The organism is Pseudomonas sp. Hp2, assembly GCF_006386585.1.
GTDB classification, from domain to species: domain Bacteria; phylum Pseudomonadota; class Gammaproteobacteria; order Xanthomonadales; family Xanthomonadaceae; genus Pseudomonas_S; species Pseudomonas_S boreopolis.
The window spans coordinates 133,242-156,456 of sequence record NZ_VAHJ01000002.1; the positions used below are offsets into that span (position 1 = coordinate 133,242).

23 protein-coding genes are annotated in these 23,215 nt (G+C 67.5%); 6 read left to right on the top strand and 17 right to left on the bottom strand.

Features of this window, described 5'->3' with window-relative positions:
* Positions 1-3: 3 nt before the first annotated feature.
* The 5 genes from FD678_RS05555 to FD678_RS05580 all read right to left on the bottom strand — a co-directional run bounded on the left by FD678_RS05555 (position 4) and on the right by FD678_RS05580 (position 6,606).
* Complete coding sequence (locus FD678_RS05555) at positions 4-1,725, bottom strand: site-specific DNA-methyltransferase (RefSeq protein ID WP_140720210.1); 1,722 nt, start codon at positions 1,723-1,725, stop codon at positions 4-6.
* A gap of 14 nt (positions 1,726-1,739) precedes the next feature.
* Complete coding sequence (locus tag FD678_RS05560; RefSeq protein WP_140720212.1) at positions 1,740-1,952, bottom strand: helix-turn-helix domain-containing protein; 213 nt, start codon at positions 1,950-1,952, stop codon at positions 1,740-1,742.
* Positions 1,953-2,321: 369 nt separating this feature from the next.
* Positions 2,322-3,515 (bottom strand): tyrosine-type recombinase/integrase, encoded by a 1,194-nt coding sequence (locus FD678_RS05565; protein ID WP_140720214.1) that lies wholly within the window; start codon positions 3,513-3,515, stop codon positions 2,322-2,324.
* 225 nt (positions 3,516-3,740) lie between these two features.
* Positions 3,741-5,909 (bottom strand): M3 family metallopeptidase, encoded by a 2,169-nt coding sequence (locus tag FD678_RS05575; RefSeq protein ID WP_177497590.1) that lies wholly within the window; start codon positions 5,907-5,909, stop codon positions 3,741-3,743.
* Between the two features lie 103 nt (positions 5,910-6,012).
* Entirely contained in the window at positions 6,013-6,606 is a 594-nt protein-coding gene (locus FD678_RS05580; protein ID WP_140720216.1) for a hypothetical protein, read from the bottom strand.
* A gap of 241 nt (positions 6,607-6,847) precedes the next feature.
* On the opposite strand from FD678_RS05580, the gene FD678_RS05585 reads away from it, so the two are divergent.
* Entirely contained in the window at positions 6,848-7,330 is a 483-nt protein-coding gene (locus FD678_RS05585) for a glutathione peroxidase (protein ID WP_140720218.1), read from the top strand.
* Positions 7,331-7,452: 122 nt separating this feature from the next.
* Here the strand turns inward: FD678_RS05585 and FD678_RS05590 are convergent, their stop codons facing one another.
* The 6 genes from FD678_RS05590 to FD678_RS05615 all read right to left on the bottom strand — a co-directional run bounded on the left by FD678_RS05590 (position 7,453) and on the right by FD678_RS05615 (position 14,322).
* On the bottom strand, positions 7,453-8,232 hold the full coding sequence (locus FD678_RS05590) for a ferredoxin--NADP reductase (RefSeq protein ID WP_140720221.1): 780 nt from the start codon (positions 8,230-8,232) through the stop codon (positions 7,453-7,455).
* Between the two features lie 151 nt (positions 8,233-8,383).
* Positions 8,384-9,589: a PQQ-dependent sugar dehydrogenase gene (locus tag FD678_RS05595; protein WP_140720223.1), complete on the bottom strand. Its 1,206-nt coding sequence runs from the start codon at positions 9,587-9,589 to the stop codon at positions 8,384-8,386.
* Between the two features lie 79 nt (positions 9,590-9,668).
* Positions 9,669-11,531, bottom strand: coding sequence for an ABC transporter ATP-binding protein (locus FD678_RS05600; protein ID WP_177497592.1), 1,863 nt, complete (start codon positions 11,529-11,531; stop codon positions 9,669-9,671).
* A gap of 188 nt (positions 11,532-11,719) precedes the next feature.
* Entirely contained in the window at positions 11,720-12,610 is an 891-nt protein-coding gene (locus FD678_RS05605; protein ID WP_140720225.1) for a dimethylarginine dimethylaminohydrolase family protein, read from the bottom strand.
* A gap of 83 nt (positions 12,611-12,693) precedes the next feature.
* Entirely contained in the window at positions 12,694-13,134 is a 441-nt protein-coding gene (locus FD678_RS05610) for a carboxymuconolactone decarboxylase family protein (RefSeq protein ID WP_140720227.1), read from the bottom strand.
* A 333-nt stretch (positions 13,135-13,467) separates the two neighbouring features.
* Entirely contained in the window at positions 13,468-14,322 is an 855-nt protein-coding gene (locus FD678_RS05615) for an RNA polymerase sigma-70 factor (protein ID WP_140720229.1), read from the bottom strand.
* A 127-nt stretch (positions 14,323-14,449) separates the two neighbouring features.
* Here FD678_RS05615 and FD678_RS05620 point away from each other — a divergent pair, with 127 nt between their 5' ends.
* Both FD678_RS05620 and FD678_RS05625 read left to right on the top strand, forming a co-directional pair.
* Positions 14,450-15,967 (top strand): fumarate hydratase, encoded by a 1,518-nt coding sequence (locus FD678_RS05620; RefSeq protein WP_177497594.1) that lies wholly within the window; start codon positions 14,450-14,452, stop codon positions 15,965-15,967.
* A 134-nt stretch (positions 15,968-16,101) separates the two neighbouring features.
* A complete protein-coding gene (locus FD678_RS05625; RefSeq protein WP_140720233.1) occupies positions 16,102-16,737 on the top strand; it encodes a glutathione S-transferase family protein in 636 nt (211 codons plus the stop codon).
* A gap of 230 nt (positions 16,738-16,967) precedes the next feature.
* Here FD678_RS05625 and FD678_RS05630 read toward each other — a convergent pair whose 3' ends face one another.
* Positions 16,968-18,104 (bottom strand): phospholipase A, encoded by a 1,137-nt coding sequence (locus FD678_RS05630; RefSeq protein WP_140720235.1) that lies wholly within the window; start codon positions 18,102-18,104, stop codon positions 16,968-16,970.
* A gap of 68 nt (positions 18,105-18,172) precedes the next feature.
* Positions 18,173-18,643 (bottom strand): DUF456 domain-containing protein, encoded by a 471-nt coding sequence (locus tag FD678_RS05635; RefSeq protein WP_218569537.1) that lies wholly within the window; start codon positions 18,641-18,643, stop codon positions 18,173-18,175.
* 244 nt (positions 18,644-18,887) lie between these two features.
* Here FD678_RS05635 and FD678_RS05640 point away from each other — a divergent pair, with 244 nt between their 5' ends.
* On the top strand, positions 18,888-19,097 hold the full coding sequence (locus FD678_RS05640; RefSeq protein ID WP_140720239.1) for a cold-shock protein: 210 nt from the start codon (positions 18,888-18,890) through the stop codon (positions 19,095-19,097).
* 75 nt (positions 19,098-19,172) lie between these two features.
* Here the strand turns inward: FD678_RS05640 and FD678_RS05645 are convergent, their stop codons facing one another.
* Together FD678_RS05645 and FD678_RS05650 are read right to left on the bottom strand one after the other, a co-directional pair.
* Positions 19,173-19,658: a glycine zipper 2TM domain-containing protein gene (locus tag FD678_RS05645; RefSeq protein ID WP_140720241.1), complete on the bottom strand. Its 486-nt coding sequence runs from the start codon at positions 19,656-19,658 to the stop codon at positions 19,173-19,175.
* Positions 19,659-19,754: 96 nt separating this feature from the next.
* Complete coding sequence (locus tag FD678_RS05650; RefSeq protein ID WP_140720243.1) at positions 19,755-20,186, bottom strand: cytochrome c; 432 nt, start codon at positions 20,184-20,186, stop codon at positions 19,755-19,757.
* A 63-nt stretch (positions 20,187-20,249) separates the two neighbouring features.
* Between FD678_RS05650 and FD678_RS05655 the strand changes: the two genes are divergently transcribed.
* On the top strand, positions 20,250-21,104 hold the full coding sequence (locus FD678_RS05655) for a tRNA threonylcarbamoyladenosine dehydratase (protein ID WP_140720245.1): 855 nt from the start codon (positions 20,250-20,252) through the stop codon (positions 21,102-21,104).
* Positions 21,105-21,167: 63 nt separating this feature from the next.
* Here the strand turns inward: FD678_RS05655 and FD678_RS05660 are convergent, their stop codons facing one another.
* A complete protein-coding gene (locus tag FD678_RS05660) occupies positions 21,168-21,944 on the bottom strand; it encodes a TatD family hydrolase (RefSeq protein ID WP_140720247.1) in 777 nt (258 codons plus the stop codon).
* Between the two features lie 4 nt (positions 21,945-21,948).
* Positions 21,949-22,155, bottom strand: a complete 207-nt coding sequence (locus FD678_RS05665) for a DUF6116 family protein (RefSeq protein ID WP_140720249.1) — start codon at positions 22,153-22,155, stop codon at positions 21,949-21,951.
* Positions 22,156-22,310: 155 nt separating this feature from the next.
* Between FD678_RS05665 and FD678_RS05670 the strand changes: the two genes are divergently transcribed.
* Positions 22,311-23,144, top strand: a complete 834-nt coding sequence (locus FD678_RS05670; protein ID WP_140720251.1) for a glycine zipper 2TM domain-containing protein — start codon at positions 22,311-22,313, stop codon at positions 23,142-23,144.
* The last annotated feature ends 71 nt before the right edge of the window (positions 23,145-23,215 follow it).

The following is a 23,215-nucleotide window of genomic DNA, read 5'->3' on the forward strand; positions in this document are numbered from 1 at the left end:
GGTTTACACCTCCAGCGCGTAAGGGGTCTGCTTGAAGGTGATGCCCTCTCGCGCGGCGCGGCCGCCCATGCGGTTGGCGGCGGCGTAGATCACTTTCGGGCCGGCGAATTTCGGCAGCACATCGAACACCGGGCCCGTGAGCACATTGCCGCCCGCGACCGAGCGGTCCTTGAGGATGCCGTTGTAGAGCAGGTAGATCGCGCGGCCCTCGTGCACGCCGAGCAGCGGCGAATCGGCCTTCCCGGTGTAGCCGGTGCCGGTCTCGGCGAACCAGACGAACTCGGCCAGTTGCGCGAAGCTCACGTCGCGGCGGATCTGGCCTTCGGCGTCGAACAACGGTTCCGCCGACAGGCGGCAGAACTGGAAACCGCCGCCGAGGCCTTCGACCGGGGCACGCTTCTTGCCGGCGAGCGGTGTGTAGCCTTCGATGGCCTTGCGGACGCGCTCGCGGGTCTTGTTCCTTGCCACGTCGTCGTCGAGTTCGACGAGGATGAACCGCACAGGCTCCTTCGAGTGCTGATTCAATCTCAGCACAGCGTGCGCCGTGGTCCCGGAACCGCCAAAGCTATCGAGCACAAGGTCACCGGGCTCGGCCACCATCCCAACGAGATCGGCGATGACCTCGGAGTCCTTCGGAAACGGAAACGCACCAGCGCCAAGGATCGCTTCGACCTCCAGCGTTGCCGCCCGGCCGTCCTTGTAGAACACACTCATCATCGGTTCTTCGTCGATCTCGAACAGGTAGCTCTTGCGGTTGGGAATCGTGGTGTGGTCTTTGCCGAAGTGGATGCGAGGTGGGTCTTCGGCCAGTGCCGCCTTCGTGGTGTCCTCTTCCCACCGCCAGCCGGTCGAGGGCATCGCGCAAGGCTGCTTGGTGATTGGGTGCGGGATCGGATAGCGCGGGCGGTTCTCGCGACCGTCATCGGGTCCCGCGAAGTCCGCCGCGAAGTAAAGCCCACGCTTGTCGGACCAGTTGTAGTGCTTGTGGCCCTTGCGCGGATCGCCCTTGGGCAGGGCGCGATACCAAGCCATCATTTCCTTGCGGATCGCGGCGTGGTCATCACCGTGCTTCTTGCGCAAGCCTTCGTAGTGCTCCAGCACGGCGTCGATGCCCGGCTTCTTGCGCCGCCAGCGAACCTTGCGTTCCTTGAGCAGCGCCTTGTTGCGAGCGAAGGCGACGATGTATTCGTGCGTGACGGATACAAGCTTCGAGTCGCCCTTCTTGCCCTTTTCCCAGACGATGGTGGCGACCTCGTTCGCGGCACCGAAGACCTCGCGCATCAGGGCCTGAAGGTTGCCGACCTCGTTGTCGTCGATGGACACGAAGATCGCGCCGTCGTCGCGCAGAAACTGCTTCAGCAGCACGAGACGCGGGTACATCATTGACAGCCAGCGGTCATGCCGGTCCAGGGTTTCGCCTTCCTTGCCGACCACCTCGCCCAGCCACTTGCGAATCTCCGGGCTGTTGACGTTGTCGTTGTAGACCCAGCCCTCGTTGCCGGTGTTGTAGGGCGGGTCGATGTAGATGCACTTCACCTGGCCCGCGTATCGCGGCAGCAGCGCCTTGAGCGCGTGCAGGTTGTCGCCCTGCACGATCAGGTTGCCGCTGTCGCGGCCATCGCCCGTGCCACAGGAAAGCTCGGGCACCGGCTCCAGCAGCCGGAACGGCACTTCCTTGTGATGCTTGACGACGGCTTCCTTGCCGATCCAGTTCAATGTGGGCATGCGCCTCGTGACCTTCAGTTCTTGCGGGCAGGGGGACCGCCCGCGTTTTGTTCTTCATCCGCGCCGCCGGCGCGCACCCATTCGTCCACCTCGGACACCTGGAACTTCCACAGCCGCCCCACGCGGTGTGCGGGCAGGCCCTTGCGGTCGATCCAGCGGTAGATGGAATCGCGCGTCACGCCCAAGTGTTCGGCGATCTGCTCAACGGATACCCAAGGCTCGGTCACGGCTGCTCCAGCGCCAATGAATTGGCGGCACAAAGTCGCATTAAATCGTAAAGACGCAATCTAGCATGTAAACGTAGAGCTGGCCACGAAATGCTTGGCATCTGCCGGACAGCCTGCCCTCCGTGACAGGCACGCACTTTCGCCAATGCCCAAGCGGCATTTCGTGCCCTCGCAGCACGATGCCCCGGCTTGAGCGTGCCGCGCCAACCCCATGTGCAGACCCGCTTTCCTCGCGGCGAAGTGCCGCGACCTTTTATCTTGCCTTCCACCTCCGCTCTTCCAGGCACACGAAGTGGACGCGGAAACGGTGCGGCAATGCCTGTTTGTCTGCACGTTGCACGGTGGGTTTCATGACCCGGCAGTTGCACCTTATTGCGCGGTTGGCCGCATTCCCATGACCACCGCTTTGCGCCGGTTCGCCACCGCTTCCGCCGCTTCCCGCACCGGCTTGTCTTCGGTGTGGACGTAGCGCATGAACATCGCCACGGTCTTGTGCGCGGTCAGCGCCATGCCGACCTTCACCGGGATGCCCGAGTTCGCAATGTCGGTGGCCGACCGGTGACGGATGCCGTGCGTGCCGACGTGCGTCGCGCCCGCCGCCTTGAGCGCGCGGCACCAGCCTCCGTAATACTCGCCCTCGGTCAGATGCCGATTCGGGTGGCGTGGGGACGGCAGCACATAGGGGCTGTCCTTCTGCCGGGGCGCGGTTGAAAGCAGCCGATAGGCTTCCTCGCTCATGGGCTTGGACATGCCGCCGGTCTTGCTGTCCGGCCACACCACGCGCCGGTTCTCCAGATCGACCCACGCCCATTCGAGCGCAATGATTTCCGAACGGCGACCGGCAAACTCGAATTGGAGCCGGATCGCCAGCGGAATCACGTAGTTCTCCAAGCCCTCGGCTTCGATCCTGTCGAGTTGCCGGAACAGCTTGCCCATGTCCTCGTCGCTGATGAGGTGGGTGGATTTGCCTGCGGGATAGGTCGGCACATGCCGGCAAGGATTGCTACCGTCGGACCGATGGCCCCACACCTCGGCCAAGTTGAACATCTTGCGCAGGATGCTGAAGGCCTTGTTCGCCTCGGTCGGCTTGTATGCGAGCTTCTCCATCACGTCCACCACATCGGGGCGCTTCACGTCCTGCACCTTCTTGCGGCCCAGCAAGGGAATGATGCAGCGGTCGATGACGCGTTGATAGCCGAGCTGCGTGCTGGGCTTGTTGCGCTTGCTGGAGTAGTCGGCCATGAACTTCTTGCACAACTCGGCAACGGTGGGCGCCTGGCGTGCCTCGGCCTTGGCTGCGCCGGGATCGCCGCCACGGCGCACCTGCGCCAGCCATTCCTGTGCCAATGAGCGCGCCTGCTCGACGGTGAGTTCCCCGTACTGGCCCAAGGCGGGCTTGCGGCGCTCGCCCGCATTCGTGCGGTACTGGAGCATGAACACCTTGCGGCCTGCCGGGGTAATCTTGCACAGGAAGCCCGGAACCAGCGTGTCGCGCAGTTCTACGGCCTGCGCTTGGGCGCGCGCAGCATCGACGGTGGACTTGGTGAGCTTGATCTTTGCCATGATGACTCCTCGCAACCGCCCGATTTCCAAGGGCCTGATGGGAGCCATCAGCGGGAAAACCGGGTCAGGTTTCGGAAAGCACCGGCATAGGTTGAACTCGCCTAACCCGTTGATAAACCTGCTGTATCGGGTGGTGGCGTAGTCCGGCGAAATGCGATGCTGGAGTCATCGTGAAATGAAAAAAGCCGCCCGGCGCAGGCCGGGCGGCTTCGTGGAGCGGGTCGCTTACTGGGTGCCGCCCTCGCTGGTCAGGCCGCGCTTTTCGAGCAGCGGCTCGATCTGCGGGTCGTGCCCGGCGAAGTTGCGGAACAGTTCCATCGCATCGGCGCTGCCGCCGCGCGACAGCAGGGTCTGGCGGAACCGGTCGCCGTTGGCGCGGCTCAGGCCGCCATGGTCGCGGAACCACTTCTGGGTGTTGGCGTCGAGCACTTCCGACCAGATGTAGGCGTAGTAGCCGGCCGCGTAGCCGCCCATGATGTGGCTGAAGTACGGGGTGCGGTAGCGCGGCGGCACCGGCGGGTAGGCGATCCCGTCCTTGGCCAGCGCCTGCGCCTCGAACGCCATCACGCCGCCGGCGTCGGGCACCTGGTCGGCGCCGATCTGGTGCCAGTTCTGGTCGAGCATCGCCGCGCCCAGGTACTCGGTGGTGGCGAAGCCCTGGTTGAACTTGGCCGCGGCGACCACCTTGTCCAGCAGGGCCTGCGGCATCGCCGCGCCGGTCTGGTAGTGCTTGGCGTAGTTGCCGAGGATCGACGGCCAGTCCGCCCACATCTCGTTGACCTGCGAGGGGAACTCGACGAAGTCGCGCGGCACCGAGGTGCCCGAGAAGTAGGGGTATTTCACGTTCGAGAACATGCCGTGCAGGGCATGGCCGAACTCGTGGAACATGGTCGTCACCTCGTCCCAGGTCAGCAGCGTCGGCTGGCCCTGCGGCGGCTTGGGGATGTTGAGGTGGTTGGCGACCACCGGCTTGTCGCCGGTCAGCTCCGACTGCGAGACGTAGGAGTTCATCCAGGCGCCGCCGCGCTTGGAGGCGCGCGCGTACGGGTCGAAGATGAAGATCGCCAGCTGGCTGCCGTCGGCGTCGAACACGTCGTAGACGAAGGTGTCATCGCGGTACTTGGGCAGGTCGTGGCGTTCCTTGAAGGTCAGCCCGTACTCCTGGTTGGCGGCGTAGAACACGCCGTTCTCCAGCACGTTCTTCATCTCGAAGTACGGCTTGAGCTGGGATTCGTCGAAGTCGTACTTGGCCTGGCGCACCTTCTCGCTGTAGTAGGCCCAGTCCCAGGCCTCGAGCTTGAAGGTCGGCTTGCCGGCGGCCTTCTGCTCCTTGTCGATCATCGCCTGCAGGTCGGCGGCCTCGCGCTTGGCGTTGGCGACCGCGGCCGGGGCCAGCTTGCCGAGCATGGCGTTGACCGCCTCGGGCGTCTTGGCGGTCTGGTTCTCCAGCGAGTAGGCGGCGAAGTTCGGATAGCCCAGCAGCTTGGCCTTGTCCGCGCGCAGCTTCATGATCCGCGCCACCAGCGCGGTGTTGTCGTACTGGCCGCCGCGGCTGCCGCGGTTGATCGAGGCCTCGTAGATGCGCTGGCGCAGCGCGCGGTTCTTCAGTTGCGCCAGCGGCGGCTGGCCGGTGGTGTTGAGCAGGGCGATCACGTACTTGCCGTCGAGCTTGCGGGCCTTGGCGGCTTCCGCGGCGGCGGCGATCTGTTCGTCGGACAGGCCGTCGAGTTCCTTGACGTCGTCGACGACCACGGCCGAGGCGTTGACCTCGTTCAGCACGTTCTGGCTGAACTGGGTGCCCAGGCTGGCCAGTTCGGCGTTCATCGCCTTCATCGTCGCCTTGTCGGCATCGGAAAGCTTGGCGCCGGCGCGCACGAAGTCGGTGTAGTACTTCTCGACCAGGCGCTTGCCCTGGGCGTCCAGGCCGAGCCTGTCGCGCTGGTCGTAGAGCGCCTGGATGCGCGCGAACAGCTTGCCGTTGAGCGAGATCGCGTCGCGGTGCGCGGCGAACTTGGCCGAATAGTCGGCCTGCAGCTGCTTGCGGGTGTCGTTGGTGTCGGTACCCACCAGGTTGAAGAACACGGTGGTGGCGCGATCGAGCACCTGGCCGCTCTTCTCCAGCGCGATGATGGTGTTCTCGAAGGTCGGCTTGGCCTTGTTGCCGGCGATCTTGTCCACTTCCTTCAGTTGCTCGGCCATGCCGGCGTCGAAGGCGGGCGCGAAGTCGCTGTCCTTGATCTTGTCGAACTGCGGGTAGTGCAGCGGCAGCGGGCTTTCCTTGAAGAAAGGATTGGCCTGGTCGGCGGCCTGGACGGTGGCCGGTGCGGCGATGCTGTAGGAAGGCATGGTCAGGCCCAGCGAGACGGCAAGGGCAAGAGCGAGGCGGGTGGTCAAGCGGAGCTCCTATTGCGGTAAAGCCCCGAGGCTACCCGATGGCGCCGCCGGCTCGCCCGTGACGAAAGGCATGAGACTCGGCGCCGGGTCCTTGCCGTGGCAGCTACAGCCGTTCGAACTGGCGCACGATGAAGGCCAACTGGTAGGCCAGCCCCGCCACGGCGAAGATCGCGTGGTAGCGCGGGTTGGCGGTGGCCATGGCCATCAGGCTGAACGCGGCATAGGCCAGGCTGCGCAGCCACATTTCCGGCCCGAAACCGGCGAAGTAGGCCCGGCCCTTGACCAGGGTGTCGCCGAGGTCCACCAGATAGGCCAGGGCAAGCAGGCCAAAGAACCAGTGGCGACGGCGGTAGAAGTAATCGCGCCAGTCGGCGTACTCGTCGATGTTCTCCGGGAACACCAGCGTGCACAGCAGGTACAGCAGAAGCGCGTACAGGGTGACGAACAGGTACAGGTTGAAGTCCCATTGCACCAGGTGCGACAAGCGGTACTCCCACCACCAGAACGAAAGCAGGTAGAAGAACATCGCGGCCACCCACACGAGGTGCACCCAATACAGGCGCTTGCGCCCGGGATGCTCGATCATGCGGGCGAATTGCCGCAGCAGGTGAGTCAGGCCCAGGCCGACCACCATGCCGAGCACGATACGCATGTGGGTGAAGCCGGCGGCGGCAACAGGATCGGCGACGGGATTCATGCACGGTTCCGGCGGGGCTCGCGCCGATGGTGCCGTTGCCCGCGTGCCGGTTCAACGGGCTATGCCGGGGGGCTCGGGCCGATACGAGCCAAGGCGATGACGACCGCCCGCGATTCCAGCTGCCGCGATGCGGCCGGCCAGGAGCATGCCCCCCGGCGCAAGGGGGCCATGCTCCTGGCCGGCCACGACCCTCGACGGCCATTCCGCTACCATGCGCGTCAATCCGGAAGGGACGGAGCCGATGGCCAGCGCATTCGATTTCACCGCCAACGCGATCGAGGGCCATCCGCAGCCGCTGTCCGACTACGCGGGCAAGGTACTGTTGATCGTCAACGTGGCTTCGCGCTGCGGCTTCACCCCGCAGTACAGCGAACTGGAGGCGCTGTGGCAGCGCTACAGCGCGCAGGGGCTGGTGGTGCTGGGATTCCCGTGCGACCAGTTCGGCCACCAGGAACCGGGCAGCGAGCAGGAGATCGCGCGTTTCTGCGCGCTGAACTACGCGGTGAGCTTCCCGATGTTCGCCAAGGTCGAGGTCAACGGGCCGGGTGCGCATCCACTCTGGCAGTGGCTGGTCCGGCAGCGCGCCGGCCTGCTCGGCACGCGCGCGATCAAGTGGAACTTCACCAAGTTCCTGGTCGGCCGCGATGGCCAGGTGCTGGACCGCTATGCCTCGGCCACGCCGCCGCGCAGGCTGGCGCGCGACATCGAGCGGGCACTGGGATAGCTCGTCGTCCCCGCGCAGGCGGGGACCCAGTGACTTTCACGCAGGCTTCAAGACGCTGGATCCCCGCTTGCGCGGGGATGACGCGGAAGAATTGATGCGGGAAAACCCAGCGACCGACGAAGTCACTTCTCGACGAACGCGCGCTCGAACACGTAGTGGCCCGGCGAGCCGATGCGGGGCGAGGCCTCGAAGCCGCGCGAATCGAGCAGCGTGCGCAGGTCGGCCAGCATCTGCGGGCTGCCGCAGATCATGAAGCGGTCGTTGGCCGGGTCGATCTCCGGCAGGCCCAGCGTGCGCTGCATCGCGCCGCTTTCGATCAGCTGGGTCAGGCGGCCGCGGTTGGGGAACGCCTCGCGGGTCACCGCCGGGTAGTACAGCAGCTTCTCGCGGATGATCTCGCCGAGGAACTCGTGCTGCGGCAGTTCCTTCTCGAAGTGCTCGCGATAGGCGAGATCCTTCTCGTAGCGCACGCCATGGGTCAGGATCACCTTGTCGAAGCGCTCGTAGGTCTCCGGGTCCTTGATCACCGACAGCCACGGCGCCAGCCCGGTGCCGGTGCCCAGCAGGTACAGGTGGCGGCCCGGGTGCAGGTCGCTGATCAACAGGGTGCCGGTGGGCTTCTTGCCGACCAGGACCTTGTCGCCCGGCTTGATGTGCTGCAGGCGCGAGGTGAGCGGGCCGTCCTGGACCTTGATGCTGAAGAACTCCAGCTGCTCCTCCCAGTTGGCGCTGGCGATCGAATAGGCGCGCAGCAGCGGCCGGGTCTCGGTCTCCAGGCCGATCATCACGAACTGGCCGTTCTCGAAGCGGAAGCCGGAATCGCGGGTGGTGGTGAAGCTGAAGTAGGCGTCCGTCCAGTGACGGACATCGAGCACCGTTTCGGCGCCAAAAGCGGAAGACATGCCGTTGATCGGATTGGGGAGGAAACCGGACCGATTCTACCCTAAATGAGAGAAGCTCTCATTAATGCCGGCCGGACGGCTGGCTCCCCGAAGGGTTCCAACCCCGATGGCGCCGCCGGCATTGTTGGGTCCTCACGCGCCTTCCGGCGGCTCAGGAGGCCTCGGGCGGGGTGATCTGCAGCAACTTGCCGTCGGGCTCGTCGGTGACCACGTAGACCTTGCCGTCGCTGCCCACGCGCACGTCGCGCACGCGTTCGCCGATCTCGTCCAGCAGGCGTTCCTCGCCGGCGATGCGATCGCCGTCCAGGCTCAGCCGGATCAGGTTGCGCTGCGCCAGCGAGCCCAGCAGCAGGCTGTCGTTCCAGGCGCTGCCGGGATGGCCGGTGTAGAAGGCCATCCCGCTCAGGCCGGGCGATACCTCCCAGACGTGATGCGGGGCTTCGAGGCCTTCGCGCGCATTGCCCACGGCCTCGGCGATCGGCTGGCCGGAGTAGTCGATGCCATGGGTGATCAGCGGCCAGCCGTAGTTCTTGCCCGGCTCGGGCAGGTTCAGCTCGTCGCCGCCGCGCGGGCCATGCTCGCTTTCCCACAGCTTGCCGGTCCGCGGGTCGAACGCGAGGCCCTGCGAGTTGCGGTGGCCGTAGCTCCAAATCTCGGGCCGCGCCTGGTCGTTGCCGACGAAGGGGTTGTCGGCCGGCACGCCGCCGTCGGGATCGAGCCGGACCAGCTTGCCCTGCAGTTTGTCCAGTTCCTGCGACATCATCCGCAAGGTGCGTTCGCCCTGGCTGACGAACAGGTGTCCCTGGCCGTCGAAAGCCAAGCGCGAGCCGAAGTGGTTCTCGCTGTTGACCTTCGGCTCCTGGCGGTAGATCACCCGCACGTCGCCGAGCCCGGCCTCGCCCAGGGTGGCGCTGGCCACCGCGGTGCCGGCGAGCACGCCTTCGCCGGGTTCGGCGTAACTGAGGTAGATGCGCCGGCTCTGCGCGAAATCCGGGGCCAGGACCACGTCGAGCAAGCCACCCTGGCCGCGCGCGTAGACCGCCGGCACGCCGGCGAGCGGTGCCGATACCTGGCCGTCGGCGCCGATCCGGCGCAGGGTGCCGCCGCGTTCGGTCACCAGGAAGCCGCCGTCCGGCAGCAGCGCCACCGCCCAGGGATGGGCGAGGCCGCTCGCCAGTTCGCGCACCTGGATCGGTCCGAGCTGGCTGGCCAGGGCCCGCGCCGGGGCGGCGGCAGCGGCCTGGCCCTGGGGCCGGGACGGCGCGTTGGTTTCGTTGCCGCAGGCGGCGAGCAGGGCGGTGGCGATCAGCAGGCCCAGGCGGGCTGGGCGCGAAGGCAGGAGGGCGGCCAGGGACATCGGTCGGGTCTCGGTCGTCGTCGGGGCGTAGAGCGTATTACGAACGCCGGCGCGGGTGCGAAGCCCCCCGACGCGCGTTCTAGCGATAGCCAGCCGCCTGCAGTTCGAACAACTCCGCGTAGCGCCCGCCCTGGGCCATGAGCTGCTCGTGGCTGCCGCTGGCCTCGATCCGGCCGTCGGCGAGCACCAGGATACGGTCGGCCATGCGCACGCTGGAGAAGCGGTGCGAGATCAGCACCGCGGTGCGTTGCCGCGACAGTTCCTTGAAACGCTGGAATACCTCGAACTCGGCGCGCGCGTCCAGCGCGGCGGTCGGCTCGTCGAGGATCATCACCTGGGCGTCGCGCAGGTAGGCGCGCGCGATGGCGATCTTCTGCCATTGCCCGCCGGACAGGTCCACGCCCTGCTTGAAGCGGCGGCCGATCACCTGCTCGTAGCGGCGCGGCAGCGCCTCGATCATGTCGTCCGCCAGCGCGCGCCGCGCCGCGGCCTCGATGCGCGGCCGGTCGTGCATCGACTCGACCCTGCCCACGCCGATGTTCTCGCCGGCGGAGAGGTGATAGCGCACGAAGTCCTGGAAGATCACGCCCATGTTGGCGCGCAGGTCGTCCAGGTCGTAGTCGCGCAGGTCGCGCCCGTCCAGCAGGATGCGGCCCTCGTCCGGGTCGTACAGGCGGGCCAGCAGCTTCACCAGCGTGGTCTTGCCGGCGCCGTTCTCGCCGACCAGCGCCAGCACCTCGCCGGCGCGCAGCTCGAAATCGAGGTGGCGCACCGCCCAGCGTTCCGCGTCGGGATAGCGGAAGCCGACATCCTCGAACACGAAGCCGTGCCGGATCGGCTGCGGCACCGGCAGGGCGCCGGGCCGCGAGACGATCTCCGGCTCGATCTCGAAGAACGAGAACAGGTCGTCCAGGTACAGCGCCTGGCCGGCGACCTGCGAGAAGCCGATCAGCAGGCCTTCCAGCAACTGCCGCAGGCGCAGGAAGCTGCCGGCCAGGAAGGTCAGGTCGCCGATGCTGAAGTCACCGCGGATCGTGCGCCAGGCGATGTAGCCGTACGCCGTGTAGTACCCCAGCGTGCCCAGCGCGGCCAGCAGCGTTCCCCAGAAGGCGCGCCGGCGCGCCAGCGCGCGGTTGGCCAGGTGCAGTTTCTCCGCCAGCTCCCGGTAGCGTTCGATCAGGAAGCGGTGCAGGTTGAAGATCTTCACTTCCTTGGCGGTCTCGACGCTGGCGCCGACCTGGCGCAGGTAGTCGAGCTGGCGCCGCTCCGGCGTCCACTGGTAATTGAGCGAATAGTTCAGCGCGTTGAAATGCGCCTCGCCGACGAAGGCGGGCACCAGCGCGAGCGCGAGCAGCACGATCAGCCAGGGCGCGTAGACCAGCAGGCCGACCGCGAAGCTGGCCACGGTGATGGTGTCCTGCACCTGGCCGAACAGCTGGCTCATCAGGCTCATGCGGCCCATGCTCTGGCGCCGCGCACGGTCCAGCCGGTCCTGCAGGTCCGGGTCTTCGAAATCCTCCAGGTCCAGCCGCGCGGCGTGTTCCATCAGCCGGATGCTGGTGCTGTTGTTGAACAGCTCCGACAGCAGCGTGTCGGCGTAGCCGACCAGCCGGCCGAGCAGGTCCGAGCCGACCGCCAGCAGCAGTTCCAGCGCGAGCAGTTCCAGCAGGCGGTCGAGCTGCCCGCCCGCCAGCGCCTCCGGCAGCGAACGCAGCCCGGGCTGCGTGCCGGCCAGGCGGATGGCCTCGTCGATGATCAGTTTGCCGACGTAGAGCGTCGCGATCGGGGTCAATGCCCGGACCAGGCGCAGGCCCAGGCTGGCCAGCGTCAGGAGACGGCTGGTCCGCCATATCTCGCGCAGGAACGGCGGGATGTTGCGCATCGCATCGAAGCGTTCGCGCAGGCTGGGATGGCGTGAAGGCGACGCGGCATGGGGTGTCATGCCGCGATTGTGCCGCGCGTGCCGCCGGGCGGGAATGCGGCAATTTTGCGCGGAGGCGTCTCCGCCTCCTGGGGCGGAGGATACAACTGTGGGAGCGACTGCAGTCGCGACAAGGCCCTACCGATAAAGCCCGTCGCGGCTGAAGCCGCTCCCACATGAGCATGAGGCACCGCGGAAATGCGGGCGGATTACTCGTCCAGGCGCAAGGTGAGGCACTTGGCCGAGCCGCCGGACTTGAGGAACTCGTCCAGCGGCGTTTGCGCGACGGCATAGCCGAAACCGGCCAGCGCCTGCTGCAGGGCGGGACTGGCGCGATGCATGACCACGGTGTCGTCCAGGTCCACCGCGTTGCAGGCGAAGGCCAGCGCATCCTCCTCGGCGACCGCGATGCGCAGGTGCGGCGGCACGCGCCTGGCGATCTCCTCCTGCGCCCGTTCGTCGAACGCGGCGGGGTAGTACAGCAGGCGACCGTCGCGCAGCGGGCAGAAGCAGGTGTCCAGGTGGTAGAAGCGCGCATCCACCAGCCGCAGCGGCACCACTTCCATGTCCAGCATGCGCTCCAGCTCCGGCGCCGCCGCGGCGTCGCTGCGGTGGCCGTGACCCAGCCACAGCCGCGCCTGGTGGCCACGCTCGAACAGCGCATCGCCGGCGCCTTCGAACATCACCGTGTCCGGCAGCGGGCGGATGCGGAAGCCGGCGCGGCGGAACCACTCGATGCACAGCGGTTCCTCGCCGCGCCGCTCCGGATGGCGGAACCGGCTGGGGATGAAGTCGTTGCCGCGCACCAGGCCGGCGTTGGCGGTGAACACCAGGTCGGGCAGGCCCGGCGCGGGCGCCAGCAGGTCGACGTCCGCATGCATCGCCAGCAGTTCCTGCAGCGCCTGCCATTGCGTCCAGGCCCTGCCCGGGTTGGCGCCGTGCACGTGCGCCGCCATCCAGGGATTGATGACGTAGTCGACGGCGAAGTGTTCAGGTGCGCACAGCAGCAGGTGGTGGCGGAGCGAGGCGGCGGACCAGGCCGCCGCCAGCGACGTGAGGGTCTCGCCGGCCAGGACCGGCAGGTCGTGCTTGTCGTCCATCGATTCGTCTCTGCGCGCCAGGAGACATGACGCTAGCGGCGGCGTGTTGCGCGCAGATGGCAGATGCCAGGACGGGCGCGGGATCAGGGCAGCTGCGGCTGCAGGCCGACGCCGAGGCGGTTCCAGGCGTTGATCACCGCCACCGCCATGGTGATCTCGGAAATGCCCTGGTCGTCGTAGTGCTCGCGCAGCGCCTCGTACAGGGCGTCCGCCGGGGCGGCCGTGGGCAGCCGGGTCAGGGCCTCGGCCCAGGCCAGCGCGGCGCGTTCGCGGCCATCGAAGAAGCGGCTGTCGTGCCAGCCGGCGACGGTATCGAGCTTGCGCGGGTCCATGCCGCCCTTGCGCAGCGCGGTGGCGTGCATGTCCATGCAGAAGGCGCAGCCGTTGATCTGCGACACCCGCAGGAACAGCAGCTCCACCAGCTCGGAGCCGATGCTGCCGTCGTGGAGGGACGCGCTGGCCGCGGACATGCTCTTGACCGCGGTGGGGACGTGGCGGGTGTAGTCGATGCGGTTGAACTTCATGGGGTTTCTCCTGGAATGAGCGGCCGCGATGGCCGCTTTCGACATCCAGGACGCGCGGGAAAAACGCGGCGTGACAGGGTGGGGAGATGGCTTGGTGATCGGTAATGGTTCCGATTTCTGGAGGCGCAGGTCGCGGTGAAGGATGACTGTGGGAGGGACTTCAGTCCCGACGGGCTTTGCCTGCACGGTTCGATCGGATGGTGAAGGCTTTCCTCTCGCCGGGGTGAAGGCGTATTGCTTGTGAACCACGGGATCGCACACGCCCGATGCCCGGGGCGCGAAGCGAGGTGCCCGAAGGGCGGATGAGGGTCCGGGCGATCATCCAGGGCGCCGTCAGGCCCGCGGCAACTTGTCCGGATTCATCACGTTGAGCAATTCGACGATGCGATCGCCGTCGATCACTGCGAGCGTGGTCGAGTGCAGTCTCCCGTCGCGGAAGCGCAGGATCGCCGGTTCGCCGTTGACCGTGCCCATTCGCGCGACAAGCCCCAGCTTGCGGCGCGCCACCGCCCAGTACAGGCGGGCAATGCGCTCGGCGCCCAGCAGCGGACGCAGTGCGGCGGTGACCTTGCCGCCGCCGTCGGAAACCAGCCGCGCATTGCTGTCGAGCAGCGCGGTGATCGCGGTCATGTCGCCGGCCTGCGAGGCGATCATGAAGCGCTCCAGCAGCTCCCGGTGATGTTGCCGGTCGACCGGGAAGCGCGGTCGCTCCGCCTGCAGCCGCGTCCGCGCGCGGTGCACCATCTGCCGGCAGTTGGCCTCGCTGTGGCCGAGCAGCTCGGCGATGCGCGCGTAGTCGTAGTCGAAGGCCTCCTTCAGCAGGAAGGCGGCACGCTCCTCCGGACCGAGCCGTTCCATCGCCGCCAGCAACGCCAGCGAGACCTGCTCGGCGCGCTCGCGCAGTTCCTGCGGTCCGGGTTCCTCGCTGATCTCCAGGGGCTCGGGCAGCCACGGGCCGGTGTAGCGGCTGCGGGCGGTGCGCGCCGCCCGCAGGCGATCCAGGCCGAGCCGGGTGGTAGCGGTGACCAGCCAGGCTTCCGGGTCCACGATGCCGGCGCGATCGGCGCCGTGCCAGCGCAGCCAGGCGTCCTGCACCACGTCCTCGGCCTCGGTGCGCGCGCCCAGCAGGCGGTAGGCGAGGCTGAACAGGCGCGGGCGGTGCTGCTCGAAGACGGTGTCGGTGTTCATGGGCATGTCGTCCGTTCGGGTGGGCCGCCCCAGGACGGAACAGCGCGTGCCGGCGTGACAGCCGGCCCGGCCGCCACTTTGCTCTAAAATGGGCGGGTTTTCTCCCCCGCGAGCCGAAGAGCCAGCCGTGACATCGATCAAGCAGGAAGACCTCATCCAGAGCGTCGCCGACGCGCTGCAGTACATCAGCTACTACCACCCGGTCGACTACATCAAGAACCTGTCCGCGGCCTACGAGCGCGAGCAGTCGCCGGCGGCCAAGGACGCGATCGCGCAGATCCTGATCAACTCGCGCATGTGCGCCGAAGGGCATCGACCGATCTGCCAGGACACCGGCATCGTTACCGTCTTCCTCGAGATCGGCATGAACGTGCGCTGGGACGACGCCACGATGGGCGTCGAGGACATGGTCAACGAAGGCGTGCGCCGCGCCTACAACCATCCGGACAACAAGCTGCGCGCCTCGGTGCTGGCCGATCCGGCCGGCAAGCGCCAGAACACCCGGGACAACACCCCGGCGGTGGTCAACGTGAAGGTCGTCCCGGGCGACCACGTCGAGGTGATCGTCGCGGCCAAGGGCGGCGGCTCGGAGGCCAAGAGCAAGTTCGCCATGCTCAACCCGTCCGATTCGATCGTGGACTGGGTGCTCAAGACCGTGCCGACCATGGGCGCCGGCTGGTGCCCGCCGGGCATGCTCGGCATCGGCATCGGCGGTACCGCCGAAAAGGCGATGCTGCTGGCCAAGGAAGCGCTGATGGAGCCGATCGACATCACCGAGCTGCAGGCCCGCGGCGCGTCCAACCGCATCGAGGAGCTGCGCCTGGAGCTGTACGAGAAGGTCAACGCGCTGGGCATCGGCGCGCAGGGCCTGGGCGGCCTGACCACGGTGCTGGACATCAAGATCAAGGACTACCCGACCCACGCGGCCAACCTGCCGGTGGCGATGATCCCCAACTGCGCGGCCACCCGGCATGCGCATTTCACCCTGGACGGCAGCGGCCCGGTCGCGCTGGAGCCGCCGTCGCTGGAGGACTGGCCCGAGCTGACCTACAACCCGCAGAACGCGCGCCGGGTCGACCTCGATACGATCACCCGCGAGGACGTGGCGCAGTTCAAGCCGGGCGAGGTGCTGCTGCTCAACGGCAAGCTGCTGACCGGCCGCGACGCCGCGCACAAGCGCATGGTCGACATGCTCAACAAGGGCGAGAAGCTGCCGGTCGACTTCACCAACCGCTTCATCTACTACGTCGGCCCGGTCGACCCGGTACGCGACGAGGTGGTCGGCCCGGCCGGCCCCACCACCGCCACGCGCATGGACAAGTTCACCCGGCAGATGCTGGAGCAGACCGGCCTGCTCGGCATGGTCGGCAAGGCCGAGCGCGGCGACGCGGCGATCGAGGCGATCCGCGACAACAAGGCGGTCTACCTGATGGCGGTCGGCGGTTCGGCCTACCTGGTGTCCAAGGCGATCAAGGCCAGCCGCGTGCTCGCCTTCGAGGACCTGGGCATGGAGGCGATCTACGAGTTCGAGGTCAAGGACATGCCGGTGACCGTGGCCGTCGACGCGACCGGCGAGTCGGTGCACAAGACCGGCCCGCGCGAATGGCAGGCCCGCATCGGCAAGATCCCGGTGGTGGTGGCGTAAGTCCCAGTCGTTCCCGCGAAGGCGGGAATCCAGGGGCTTTCGTCCAGATCGCTGCAGTCTTTTCGGAAAGGTAAACGCCACTGGGTTCCCGCCTTCGCGGGAACGACGATTTCAGATTCCGGGAAAATCCACGCATGTCAGTCATTCTCTACGGCTCCCGAAGCACGGCCTCGCTGGTCGTCCACTGGCTGCTGATCGAGCTCGGCATCGAGCACGAGCTGCGCATGCTCGACTTCGACAAGCGCGAGCAGAAGTCGCCGGAGTACCTGGCCCTCAATCCGCAAGGCAGGGTGCCGACGCTGGTCATGGACGGGCAGGTGCTGACCGAATCGGCGGCGATCGCGATGCACCTGGCCGACCTGCATCCCCGGGCCGGCCTCGCGCCCGCGATCGGCACGCCGGAACGGGCCGCCTACTATCGCTGGATGTTCTTCGGCGCCTATACGCTGATGCCGGCCTACCGGGGCTGGTTCTATCCGGACGAGCCGGCGGGCGAGGAGAACGCCGACGAGGTCAAGGCATCGTCGCGCGCCGCGCTCGAAGCCGCATGGCAGCAGGTCGACGACCACCTGCGGATGCACGGCCCGTACCTGCTCGGCGAAAGGCTTTCCGCCGCGGATTTCGTGTTCACCATGCTGATGCGCTGGTCGCGCAACATGCCGCGCCCCACCGATACGTGGCCGGCGCTGAAGGCCTTGGCCGACCGGATGAAGGCGCGCCCGGCGTTCAAGGAAGCCTATCGCCGCGAGGGACTGACCGACTGGACCTGAGAGGGGGAGCCCTCCGCCCCGGAAGCGCTGCCTGTAGGAGCGGCTCTTGTGGGAGCGGCTTCAGCCGCGACGGGGCTTTCATGCAGATCCCATGTGCGGGGGTTCAAATGAGGCAGATCCCTCTGCAACAGCCTGCACATCCCTGTGCAGGGGCGCGAATGAGAAAAACCCATCGCGGCTGAAGCCGCTCCCACAAAGGCAAAAAGTGCTTCAAGGCGCGCCGTCGGGTCTCAATACCACTCCAGCAACGACACACCCACGCCCACGTAGGTGGCCTTGTGGTTGTAGTCGATCATGCTCTCGCCATAGCCGTCGAACACCTGGAGGTGGCCGCGCAGCAGGTTGCTGATCGGGAAGCCGTAGTCGAGCTGGAGCGCGCCGTGCGAGCGGTCGCCGCCGCGCAGCGAGTGCCGGGCCATCAGCGACACCTCGTGCCCGTTCCTGTTCCAGACCAGCGTGGCGTCGCCGCGGCCCATGTAGTCCTCGATGTCCGGGTTGTTGTCGTCCCTGGCGTCCTCCTTGATGCGGAACCACGGCCGCAGCATCAGCGCCCAGTTCTCGCGGTCCAGGCCGAAATTGAGGATCACCCGGTTCCAGCTGCGCGACAGCGGGTCGCTGCGGCCGTTGGACATGTGGTTGAGGCTGATCCCGGTCAGCCGGCCGCGCCAGCCGGCGATGCCGTAGTTGCTGCGGAACACCAGCATCGCTTCCGGTTCGTAGTTGGTCTCGCGGAACGGCCGCGATTCCTCCGAGTTGTAGGCCTGCCAGCGCGAACTCTGAGTATAGCCGACCCAGATGTCGCCGTTGTCGCCGAACAGGTCCTCGGCCACCTTGGTCTTGAAGCTGAGCTGGAACTTCAGCTCGGTGTTGTCCAGCGGCTGCGGCGTGGTGACGGTGTTGCTGGGGTTCGGCGAGGACGGCAGCTCGTTGACCTTGCTGGTCCAGAACGCCGGCAACAGGTAGACCGGCTTGTAGGCGCGCAGCTGGAAGGTGCCGAGCTTGGAATCCTTGGCCAGCTCCCAGCGGCTGTCCAGCAGCGAGCCGCGGCCCGCATTGGCGATGGCGTCCAGGGCGGGCGTGTCGTGCTCGGACTTGAAGAATTCCCCGACCGGGCTGCGCGCGGCGGCCCTGCCGGCCTGGTCCCGGGCGGCCTTCTGCTCGGTCCGGGCCTGGTCGGCGGCCAGGTCGGCCTCGCGGGTGTCCTTGGCGGTATAGCCCAGCGCCCGGTCGTAGCAGGCCAGGCGCGCCGCGTTCGAGTCGATGGAAGTGCAGGCCTGGGCGGTCGCCGGTTGCGGCGAGGACTCCTGGGCGTGGGCGAGGGGCGCGGCGGCGAGGGCGAGCATCAGCAGGGGGCGCGGATGGGTCATGTCGGGGCGCTGGTCGGAGGATGGCCGATAGAGTGGCGTACTGGCGGTGAAGGTGGAATGCCGCCCGCTCAGAAGAACCAGGCGACCGCGAACACGCCCAGCATGCAGAAGCCCAGCGCCAGCTTCGACGCGGCGCCCAGCAGGATCCCGAGCCAGGTGCCCAGGCCCACGCGGGTGGCCTTGCCGAGCGTGCGGCTGTGCCAGTACTCGCCCGCCCAGGCGCCGACGAACGGCCCGACGAACAGGCCGACCGGCAGGAAGAACAGGCCGGCGAAGGTGCCGATCACGGACCCCCACAAGGCCTTGGGGCTGGCGCCGAGCCGTTGGGCCCCGTAGACGTTGGCCAGGAAATCGACCAGCAGCGAGAGCAGGGCCAGTGCCCCGATCGCGGCCAGCGGCAGCCAGCCCACCCGCTCGAAACCGTCGCCCCAGGCCGCCAGCAGCAGGCCGGCGAAGACCAGCGGCAGCCCAGGCAGGGCCGGCAGGACCACGCCCAGGAAGCCGGCGACCACCAGGAGGGCGCCTATCAGGTAATACATGAATGAATAGTCCATGGCGGGTGCGCGGGTATCCGTTTTGGGGGTTGACAGAATGGGCTCGGGGTGATTGCAATTTGGTTCGGCACGGGTTAAGTTGCAACCGCTGCGCTTGGCAAGGTCACCGTGAATCGTGGCCTGATGGGTAGATCATCGATCCGCTACATCCTTGCACCTCGCTTCCTCCTTGCAACCAGCCAACACTGCCATCAACCAATCAATTGTGTGATCCAGGGAGTAAGTCGAGATGTCAGACCGTGAGACCGGTACCGTCAAGTGGTTCAACGATGCCAAGGGCTTCGGCTTCATCAGCCGCGAGAATGGCGAAGACGTGTTCGTGCACTTCCGCGCCATCCAGATCCAGGGCTTCAAGAGCCTGAAGGAAGGCCAGAAGGTGACCTTCACCGTCGTGCAGGGCCAGAAGGGACTGCAGGCGGATGCCGTCCAGCCTGCCTGATCGCCGCGCCAAAGCCCAGACGGCAAAAAGGCCCGCAAGCGGGCCTTTTTGCTGTGCCGGGACAGGGCCGCCGGTTCAGCGCAGCACGACGCGCCCGTTGACGACGCGCACGTAGGTGTTCTCCTGGATGCCGCCCAGGTCCTTCTGGTTGACCACGATGACGCGGCCATCGTCCATCCGGACCTGGATGTCGTAGGAGTCGCTGGTGACGTTGTTCTGGATCGCGTTGCCGGCCAGCGCGCCCGCGGCGGCGCCGGCGACCGTCGACACGTTCTTGTTGCCCTTGCTGCCGCCGGTCTCCTTCGAGATCACGCGGCCGGCCACCGCGCCGACGATGCCGCCGAGCACCGCGCCGGTGCCGGTCGGCGCGCTGCGGTTGGACTGCACCGGGTCGATGCGGGTCACGATGCCGCAGTCGGCGCAACGTCCCTGCGAATAACCCTGGTTGTAGCCGCCGTTGTAACCGCCCCCGTAGTTCCCGCCGTAATTGGGCTGGGTGGTGGCGCAGCCGGCCAGTGCGGTGGTAGCGGCGAGGCCGATGACGAGCAGTCGGGTGTTCATGGGATTCTCCGGTGGTTCCATGGGAGCGGCGGCGCCGCAGCGTCGCCATCCTCTCCGGTGCCAGGTGAACGCAACGCCAATCCGGCCGGCCGCTATTCAGCGGAAATCCTGGTGGCAGGCCTTACAAGCCTCGCCGATCCCCTCGTTGAAGGCCTGCAGGGCCGCGCAGTCGCCGGGCGCCCGCGAGAGCGCCTGGTCCAGGCGGGCCCGCAGGGCGGCGGCATGCTGGGTGAAGCGGCGATCGTCCTTCAGGCCGGGGAAGGCCGTTTCCAGGTCGTTGGACAGCGCGCGCAGGGACTGCAGCCGGGGCAGGCTGTCGGGCACCGTGCAGCGGTTGCGCGCATGGTTCGCCGCGAGCAGGTCGGTCTGCTTGGCCATCACCTGCATCAGGCTGTCCGGGAACGGATCGCGGCGCGCCTGCAGGGCGCGGGCCACCATCACGGTGGCGACGACGCCCACCAACAGGCCGAGCAAGGCCATGAACAGATAGCGATAGGCGGTGGACGGCGGCTTGGGCTGGCTGGACATCCTTGCGGGCTCCCGGAAGTGGACGAGGGCGGGCCGCGGCCCGCCGGTCGGTAAAATAGTGCGATGAAAACTCAATGGCGTGAACGCTTCGCCGGCGTCGACCGGCTCTATGGCGTGGGATCGGTGGAGAAGCTGTCGGCGTGCCGCGTGGCCGTCGTCGGCATGGGCGGCGTGGGCTCGTGGGTGGTCGAAGCGCTGGCGCGCTCGGCCGTCGGCCACCTGACCCTCATCGATGCCGACGATATCTGCGTGTCCAACACCAACCGGCAACTGCCGGCGGTGGCCGGCCAGTACGGCCGCAACAAGGCGCAGGCCATGGCCGAGCGCTGCCGGGCGATCAATCCGGAGATCGACGCGGTGCCGGTCGAGGCGTTCCTCACCGCCGGCAACATGGCCGAACTGCTCGGGCAGGGGTTCGACCTGGTGATCGATGCCTGCGACAGTTTCCGGGTCAAGGTCGAGACCATCGCCTGGTGCCGGCGGCGCAAGTTGCCGCTGATCACCGTCGGCGCGGCCGGCGGGCGTACCGATCCCACGCTGGTGCGCGTGCGCGACGTCTCGCGTACCGAGCACGACGCGATGCTGGCGCTGATCCGCAAGAAGCTGCGTGGCGAATTCAATTTCCCCAAGAACCCGCAGCGCTACTTCGGCGTGCCTGCGGTGTATTCGCTCGAGAACGTGAAGTATCCGCAGGCCGACGGCAGCGTATGCGGCATCCGTCCGCAGCTGGGCGCCGACGCGGCGCTGAAGCTGGACTGCGGTGCCGGCCTGGGCGCGGCCACGCACATCACCGGCGCCTTCGCGTTCGCCGCGGTCGGCAAGGCGCTGGAGATGCTGTTGAAGGCGCGCGCCGGCGAGGCCGGGAACCGGCAGGAAGCGATGGCCGGGCAACCGCACGCGATGGACGTCGCGGGGTGATGGCGGTCGCGGCAGCCGCCGCGACCTCGCGCACGCCACGGGCCTCCCGGGACGATCGCTCGGTCAGCCTGGTCCGTCCGGCAACCCGAACAACCTGCGTGCGTTGGCCGTGGTCTGCCGCGCGATCGCCTGCTCCGGTTCGCCGCGCAGTCCGGCGATGCAGGCCAGGACCGCGCCCAGCCGCGCAGGCTCGTTGCGCTGGCCGCGGATCCCGGCATCGGGCTGGTCCGGGGCGTCGGTTTCCAGCAGCAGCTGTTCCAGCGGCATGCCGGCGACCAGGCGGCGCAGCCGGTGCGCGCGTGGATAGGTCACCGGTCCGCCCAGGCCGATCATGAAGCCGAGTTTCCACAGTTGCGCCGCCTGTTCGGGGCTGCCCGAAAAACTGTGGACCACCCCGCGCAGGCGGCCCACCGACTTGATCGTGGCGATGACTTCCTCGACCGCGCGGCGTGCGTGCACGATCACCGGCAGGTCGTACTCGGCCGCCAGTTCCAGCTGGCGCCGGAAATAGAGGCGCTGTTCGCCGGCGTCGAGTCCTTCGACATAGAAGTCGAGCCCGCACTCCCCGATCGCGCGCGGGCGTTCGCGTTCTATCCATGCGCGCAGCTGGTCCAGGTGCGCGTGGCGATGGGCGTCCAGGAACATCGGGTGCAGGCCGTAGGCCGGATGCAGGCCGGGCGACGCGGCGCAGATCTCGCGCAACTTGGGCCAGCCGGCGGCCGCGACCGCGGGCACGAGCTGGTCGTTCACGCCGGCGCGGCGCGCCCGCGCCAGCACCGCGTCGCGGTCGGGATCGAATTCCTCGGCGTCGAGGTGGCAATGGCTGTCGACGAGGTGCATGGCATCAAGCGCGCGGGCTCGGCGCTGTGCGCCGGGTGCGCCAGCTCGCCAGCAGCAGCGTGCCCAGGCCGAGCAGGATCTCGTCGAGGAACGGCACCGGATCGGGCAGGCACAGGTCGAGCAGGAACAGGGCGGCGGTGAGCTTGAACAGCGTCGGATGGCGCAGTTGCCGCGCCCAATTCAGGATCGGCGTGGTGGCAAGATGAGGCATGGTTCGACCTCGGTGGAATCTGGCTGTCTGGAAGGAAAACGGTACGGGAACTTTTCGACGACATTCCTGACCGAGAGGTGGATCTGTTCAGGTAGCGCGTGCTGCAATGCGCTGGCACGAAGACACACGCGGAACGTCCGCACAAGGAGCTCGAAATGAAGAGCAATACGACAACTATACTGGTCGCTGCTGGCGCACTGCTGGTAGGGGGCGTGGCCACGGCTGCCTTCATGAACAACCGCGGCAAGTCCGACGATGTCGTCGCCCCGTCCGCCGAAGTCCGGCCGACCCTGGACAACTCGCTGGCGGCCGATGACGCGGCCTCTTCCGCCGTGAAGGGCGGCGGTGTCCTGGAATACGCCGACGTGGTCAAGGTCGATCCGGTGACCAGCAAGGAAAAGGTCTATGCGACCGTGATCGGCACCGAACCGGTGCGCGAGACCAGCACCACCAGCACGCCGCGCGAGGTGTGCAACGACGTGGTCGTGCAGGAACACGTGCCGCGCAAGGACCCGAACAACATCGCCGGCACCGCCGCCGGCGCGCTCATCGGCGGCGTGCTCGGCAACCAGGTCGGCGGCGGCGACGGCCGCAAGCTGGCCACCGTCGCCGGTGCCGTGGGCGGCGCCTTCGCCGGTCGCGCGATCCAGCAGCGGCATGCCGACAACAACGTGGTCAGCCGCACCGAGCGCCAGTGCCACACCGAGAACGCGACTTCGGAGTCCTCGCGCGTGGTCGGCTACAACGTGACCTACCGCAATGCCGATGGCACCACCGGCACGATGCGCATGGACAGCAAGCCGGGTAGCCGCATCGCGATGGGCAACGCCGACAACGTGGTCGGCTACGACGTGACGTACCGCTACAACGGCCAGGAAAAGACCGTGCGCATGAACAGCAAGCCGGCCAGCGATCGCCTGCCGGTCATCGACGGGCAACTGGTCACCCAGACCGCTGCGCTGGAATCCGCTCCGGCCAACCAGCAGTAAGTTCGTCCCGAAACGCGTCGAGGGAAGAGCCGGCAATGCCGGCTCTTCCCGTTTCCGGCGCCGTGCGGCGC